At 66.2% G+C, this 5,379-nt stretch carries 7 protein-coding genes; 3 read left to right on the top strand and 4 right to left on the bottom strand.

Annotated features, from left to right (window positions below):
* The 3 genes from B2W70_RS15250 to B2W70_RS15240 all read right to left on the bottom strand — a co-directional run.
* The coding region (locus B2W70_RS15250; RefSeq protein ID WP_286746945.1) for a protein-glutamate methylesterase/protein-glutamine glutaminase at positions 1-858 on the bottom strand (858 nt) is incomplete at its 3' end.
* 18 nt (positions 859-876) lie between these two features.
* Positions 877-1,518 (bottom strand): chemoreceptor glutamine deamidase CheD, encoded by a 642-nt coding sequence (cheD, locus tag B2W70_RS15245; RefSeq protein WP_235513743.1) that lies wholly within the window; start codon positions 1,516-1,518, stop codon positions 877-879.
* Positions 1,519-1,601: 83 nt separating this feature from the next.
* Positions 1,602-2,441, bottom strand: a complete 840-nt coding sequence (locus B2W70_RS15240; protein WP_286746943.1) for a CheR family methyltransferase — start codon at positions 2,439-2,441, stop codon at positions 1,602-1,604.
* 227 nt (positions 2,442-2,668) lie between these two features.
* On the opposite strand from B2W70_RS15240, the gene B2W70_RS15235 reads away from it, so the two are divergent.
* The 3 genes from B2W70_RS15235 (at position 2,669) to B2W70_RS15225 (ending at position 4,764) form a co-directional block, all read left to right on the top strand.
* Complete coding sequence (locus B2W70_RS15235; RefSeq protein WP_286746941.1) at positions 2,669-3,430, top strand: GGDEF domain-containing protein; 762 nt, start codon at positions 2,669-2,671, stop codon at positions 3,428-3,430.
* 8 nt (positions 3,431-3,438) lie between these two features.
* Complete coding sequence (locus tag B2W70_RS15230) at positions 3,439-4,239, top strand: MinD/ParA family protein (RefSeq protein ID WP_235513739.1); 801 nt, start codon at positions 3,439-3,441, stop codon at positions 4,237-4,239.
* A 93-nt stretch (positions 4,240-4,332) separates the two neighbouring features.
* Positions 4,333-4,764 (top strand): group II truncated hemoglobin, encoded by a 432-nt coding sequence (locus B2W70_RS15225; RefSeq protein ID WP_286746939.1) that lies wholly within the window; start codon positions 4,333-4,335, stop codon positions 4,762-4,764.
* A gap of 29 nt (positions 4,765-4,793) precedes the next feature.
* Here the strand turns inward: B2W70_RS15225 and B2W70_RS15220 are convergent.
* Positions 4,794-5,379: Smr/MutS family protein (locus B2W70_RS15220; protein ID WP_286746938.1), on the bottom strand; the 586-nt coding region annotated here is incomplete at its 5' end.

Here is a 5,379-nt window from a genome sequence, read left to right as displayed (position 1 = left end):
CAGCACCTCGACGCTGGGCTTGTGGCGGTTGACCGGCTCACCGTCCTGCACGCGCGCGATGTAGTTGGCGCCGGAGCGCTCGACGCTCAGGTGCATGCCGCCCGGGGCGATGTAGGCGTGCCCAGGCAGGATGCGCTCGCCGTCGCTGGCTTCCTTGACGCTGATCTTGCACAGCCCGTCCAGCCGCGCGGCGTAGTTCTTGGTGAAGCCCGGCGGCATGTGCTGGGTGATGACCACGGCCGGCGCGTCTGCGGGCAAGCCGATGAGCACCTCTTTGGTGGCTTCGGTGCCGCCGGTGGAGGCGCCGATGAAGATGAGCTTTTCGGTGGACAGGCGGCCCAGCGACGGCGTTGCCACAGCGGGCTTGGGCGCGCTGGTGGCCGCTGGCGAACCTGGCGCACGCGCACCCGGGGCTGCAGGGGTGCTGGCCCCTGGTGCCGGCGCCAGTCGGTGGATGCGCGCCTTCGACGCCACGCGGATCTTGTCGGTGATGTCGTCCGACAGCTGGCGAAGGCCATCGGCCACGCCGATCTTGGGTTTGGCCACGAAGTCGATGGCGCCCAGCTCCAGCGCCTTGAGCGTGACCTCGGCGCCGCGCTCCGTCAGGGTCGACACCATCACCACCGGCATCGGGCGCAGGCGCATCAGCTTGGACAGGAAGTCGATGCCGTCCATGCGCGGCATCTCCACGTCGAGCGTGATGACGTCGGGGTTGAGGTTGCGGATCATCTCGCGCGCCACCAGGGGATCGGCTGCGGCGCCGATGCACTCCATGTCGGGCTGTCGGTTGATGATCTCGGTGAGCATGCTGCGCACCAAGGCGGAATCGTCCACCACCACCACACGTGTTTTGGCCATTTTTCTTGTCTCCGTGTCTCAGAACAGGTCGATCGAGCCACCGCTGGACGCAACCGGCACGACCTTCTGAGCGGCGGCGCGTTCCTGCTGGACGATCGCGTCCGGGTTGGTGGGGGCCAGGCGCTTGACCATGGCTTTGCCGCTGTGCGGCAGGAAGCAGACCTTGCGCGGGTAGATCTCCAGCACGTCCTTGGAGACCACCGGGATGCGTTCGGTCTTGAGGTAGTCCATCACGAAGGCGGTGTTGCGCTCACCCACGTTGATGGTGTTCATGCCGCTGATGACGGCACCGCCGCCGAACACCTTGGCTTCCAGAGTCAGTCGCGAGGCACCCAGCTTGAGCATTTCGTTGATCAGCAGTTCCATGGCGAACGAGCCATACCGACCCGAGTCGCTGGCACCGCCGCCGTTGTCGGGCAACATGAAGTGGTTCATGCCACCGACCTTGGCCTGGCGGTCCCACAGGCACACGGCGATGCACGAGCCCAGCGTGGTCATGATGAGCACGTCCTCGTTGAACACGAAGTACTCGCCCGGCAGCACCTTCACGGCTTCGGACTGGAAGTGCGCGTCGTAGAAAAAGAAGGAGGCCTCGCCCGGCTTGGCGATGCGCGACTTCAGGCGCGTCAGGCGCTCGGTTCGGTTGGCCTGCAGGCCCATGGCGGGCGGGGGGGCGGATCCTGCGCGCGAGGCGCCAACGGACGGGGTGCTGATCATCTGGATGTCCTGGCTGGCGGTGACTGTCAAACCCTGTCGTAGACCGTCTTGCCTCGCAGGAGGAAGAGGTCCCTTGATTCGGTGAAGTTCTCGGAGTGGCCCACGTACAGCATGCCGCCCGGTTTCATCACGGCGTGGATGTGTTCCAGCACCTTGCGTTGCGTCGGGCCGTCGAAATAGATCATCACGTTGCGGCAGAACACGACGTCAAAAGGCTCGCCCAACTGCCAGCTCGCCTGCATCAGGTTGAAAGGGCGAAATTCGATGAACCGCGCCAGCTCGGGCTTGATCCGGATGCTGCCCTCGTGCGCGCCCTTGCCTTTGAGGAAGTGGCTGCGCAGCCGCTGAGGAGACAAACCGCGCGAGCTGGCGTCGTACACGCCGCGCGAAGCGGTGGTCAGCACGTTGGTGTCGATGTCGCTGCACAGGATCTTGACCGGCGCGTGCAGCCCCAGCGTTTCGGCCACGGTCATCGCCAGGGAGTAGGGCTCTTCGCCAGTGGAGGCCGCGCAGCACCAGATGCGCGTGGGCTTGCTGCCCCGCGCCTTGAGCCACTCGGTCAGCATGTGGAAGTGGTGCTCTTCCCGGAAGAACGAGGTCAGGTTGGTCGTGAGGCAGTTCACGAATTCCTGCCATTCCGGCTGGTTGGGGCTTTGCTCCAGCCACTGCAGGTAGGACTCGAAGGACGAGTAGCCGGTGTCGCGCAGGCGGCGCGAGAGGCGGCTGTAGACCATGGCCTGCTTGCCGTCGTGCAGGCTGATGCCGGCTCGGTCGTAAATCAGGGTGCGCACGCGGGCGAAATCGCGCGTGGTGAAAGTGAACTCTCGGTCCACAGACATGCTCGGGGCTTCGGCGGTGGAGATCATCGTGGCATCAAGAGGTCGCGAGCCGAAGGTGGCTCATTCCTGCTTATCGGACAGCACTGGTGGAACCTTGAGCTTGCCGCGCCAAGGGCGCACGCACCGCGAGATATGTGGCACAAAGCCGGCTTTCATCGGGCTTTGGCGCCTTGAGCCGCTGCTAAACTGGACGGCGTTCCCCCGTTGTTCCCTGGAGAACCACCATCGCCCTCATCGACCTCGCCTCCACAGGCGTGGCGGCCAGTCCCGCAGAACCCGCGACCGACCTGCGCCTCGAGACCGCCCTGAGCCTGCTGGCCCAGGCGGGCTGGCAGCCGCCGCCTGGTTTGTTGCCGGGGTCAACAGCCTGGTTGCAGGCGGTCATCGATGGTTTGTGCGAAGTCTCCAGCCGCGATGCCCTCACGGGCCTGAGCAACCGCCGCCAGTTCGAGGCCGCCATCGCCCGCGAGGTCGACCGGGTCGCCCGCATCGGCGAGCCGGCCCTGCTGCTGCTGGCCGACATCGATCATTTCAAGAAGGTCAACGACACCCACGGGCACGCCGCTGGCGACGTGGTCATCAAGACGGTGGCCGACTGCCTGCAGGACTGTGTGCGCCCGATGGACCTGGTGGCCCGAGTGGGTGGCGAAGAATTCGCCATCATCCTGCCCAATTGCCCGCCTGCCTTTGGGCAGACGGTGGCCGAGCGCATCCGCCAGAAGGTGGCCATGCGCCCCTCGGTCATCATCGGTGGCCATCCCCTGCACGTCACGGTCAGCATTGGCGGGGCTTTTGCGCCGCCCTGGGTCCGATCGTCGGCCAGCCTGTGGTCCGAGCGCGCCGACCAGCAGCTCTACCGCGCCAAAACCGAAGGTCGCAACCGAACCTGCCTCGACATGCCGCCCCTGACGGTGGTCAGCGCCGAGGAAAAAGGCATGCTCTTTGCCGGTCTGACTTCAACTGACGCCAATGAGGCCTCAGGAATGGCGCTCGACCTGCCGAAAACACCGGAATGATGGAGCTCATGACCGCCCCCGAAACCACCCCCAGTGCGACGACGACTCGCCTTGCCCGCACGGTGGCCATCACCAGCGGCAAGGGCGGCGTGGGCAAGACCTTCTTCAGCGCCAACCTGGCCGCTGCCTTGACCCGCCAGGGCTTGAAGGTCCTCGTGCTCGACGCCGACCTGGGCCTGGCCAACCTCGATGTGGTGCTCAACCTGTACCCCAAGATCACGTTGCACGACGTGTTCACTGGCAAGGCCGAGCTCGAAGAGGCCATCCTGCCTGCGCCCGGTGGTTTTCATGTGCTGCTGGCTGGCTCGGGCCTTGTGGAATATTCACGCTTGACGCCCGAGGTGCGCGACCAGCTCATGCGCATCTTCGAAGCGGTCAAGCCGCGTTTCGACGTGGTGCTGATCGACACGGGCGCCGGCATCTCCGACGTCGTGCTGTACGCGGTTTCCATGGCCCACGAGGTCATCGTGGTGGCCACGCCCGAGCCCACCTCCATGACCGACGCCTACGCCACCATCAAGGTGCTGTCGGCCCAGCAAAACCGCGAGCAACTGCACCTGGTGGTCAACCAGGTGACCCGCGCGGGCGATGGCCGCACCATCTGCAACCAGCTCCAGCAGGTCGTCGAGCGCTTTGTTCAAGGCCCCAACGGGGTCTCGCCCAAGCTCTCCTTCCTGGGTGACATCCCGCTCGACAGCAGCGTGCGCGAAGCGGTGCAAAAGCGCCAGCTCCTGCTTGAGCTGCACCCCGGCAGCGCTGCGGCGCAGGGCGTGGTGCAGGTGGCGACGCGGCTGCAAGCACGCGGCTGATCACCTGTTGGCGGCGCCCCCTTCCGGGCGGCGATCCATCCGCGCCAAGTCCAGATGCCTGAGTTGGTCGGGACCGGCTGCTAGAGTGCCGGCATGTCCGACCTGCAAGACCCCTCTCAAGCGCCTGCCGATGCCGCCTCGCGGCCAGCCACTGCCTACGAATGGCTGGGTGGCGAAGCGCACGTGCGCAGCCTGGTTGACCGCTTCTACGACCTGATGGACCTGGAGCCGCTCTACACCGAGTTGCGCGCCGCGCATGGGCCGTCGCTCGACGATGCCCGAGACAAGCTGTTCTGGTTCCTCAGCGGCTGGCTGGGTGGCCCCAACCTGTACATCGAACGCTTCGGGCACCCGCGCCTGCGTGCGCGGCACATGCCGTTTCGCATCGGCATCAAGGAGCGCGATCAGTGGGTGGCCTGCATGGCCCAGGCCATGGCCGACGAGCAAGTCGATGCCGAACTCGCCACCCGCCTGCGCGAGTCGTTCATGCAAACCGCCGACTGGATGCGCAACCAGGGCGTCTGAGGGCGTCTGAGGTCGCCTGATGCCTGGCGTCAGGCCGGCCCGGTGGCCGATTGCAGCAGCACCACCAGGGCCCCGGCACCGCCTTCGTCGGCCCGGGCCTGCACGAAGGCCAGCACCCGGTCGCTTTGCACCAGCCAGCGTTTGGTCTTGTCCTTGAGCACCGGTTGTTTGCCCGGTGAGCCCAGGCCCTTGCCGTGCACCACGCGCACGCAGCGCCAACCTTTGAGGTGAGCCTCGCGCAGGAATTGAGACAAGCGCTCGCGGGCCTCGTCTGTGCGCAGCCCGTGCAGGTCCAGCTCGCCTTGCAGGGCCCAGACGCCACGACGCAGTTTTCGCACCACGTCGATGCCGAGTTCCGGTCGTCGCCAGGACAGGCTCTCGTCGGTTTCCAGCAGGCTCTCCACGTCGAATTCGTCGGACAGCGAGGATTTCAACACCTCCTGTTCGTCGGCCTGGCGGCGGGCCGGCACAGGGGGAGGCTTGGGTGCAGGCGTGGTGTCGCGTCCCGTGTCGGGCAGGCCATTGACCTGACCCACCATGCGACGGAACAGCGCGGCATCGGCCTCGCGGGAGCGTTCCTGGGCCTCGCGTCGCGCGCGCTCCTGGCGTTCCTGT

Source organism: Aquabacterium sp. UBA2148, from assembly GCF_002328915.1.
Taxonomy (GTDB): Bacteria; Pseudomonadota; Gammaproteobacteria; order Burkholderiales; family Burkholderiaceae_C; genus Aquabacterium; species Aquabacterium parvum.
Note: the sequence above shows the minus strand (reverse complement) of the source record. Positions and strands in the feature narration are given on the sequence as shown.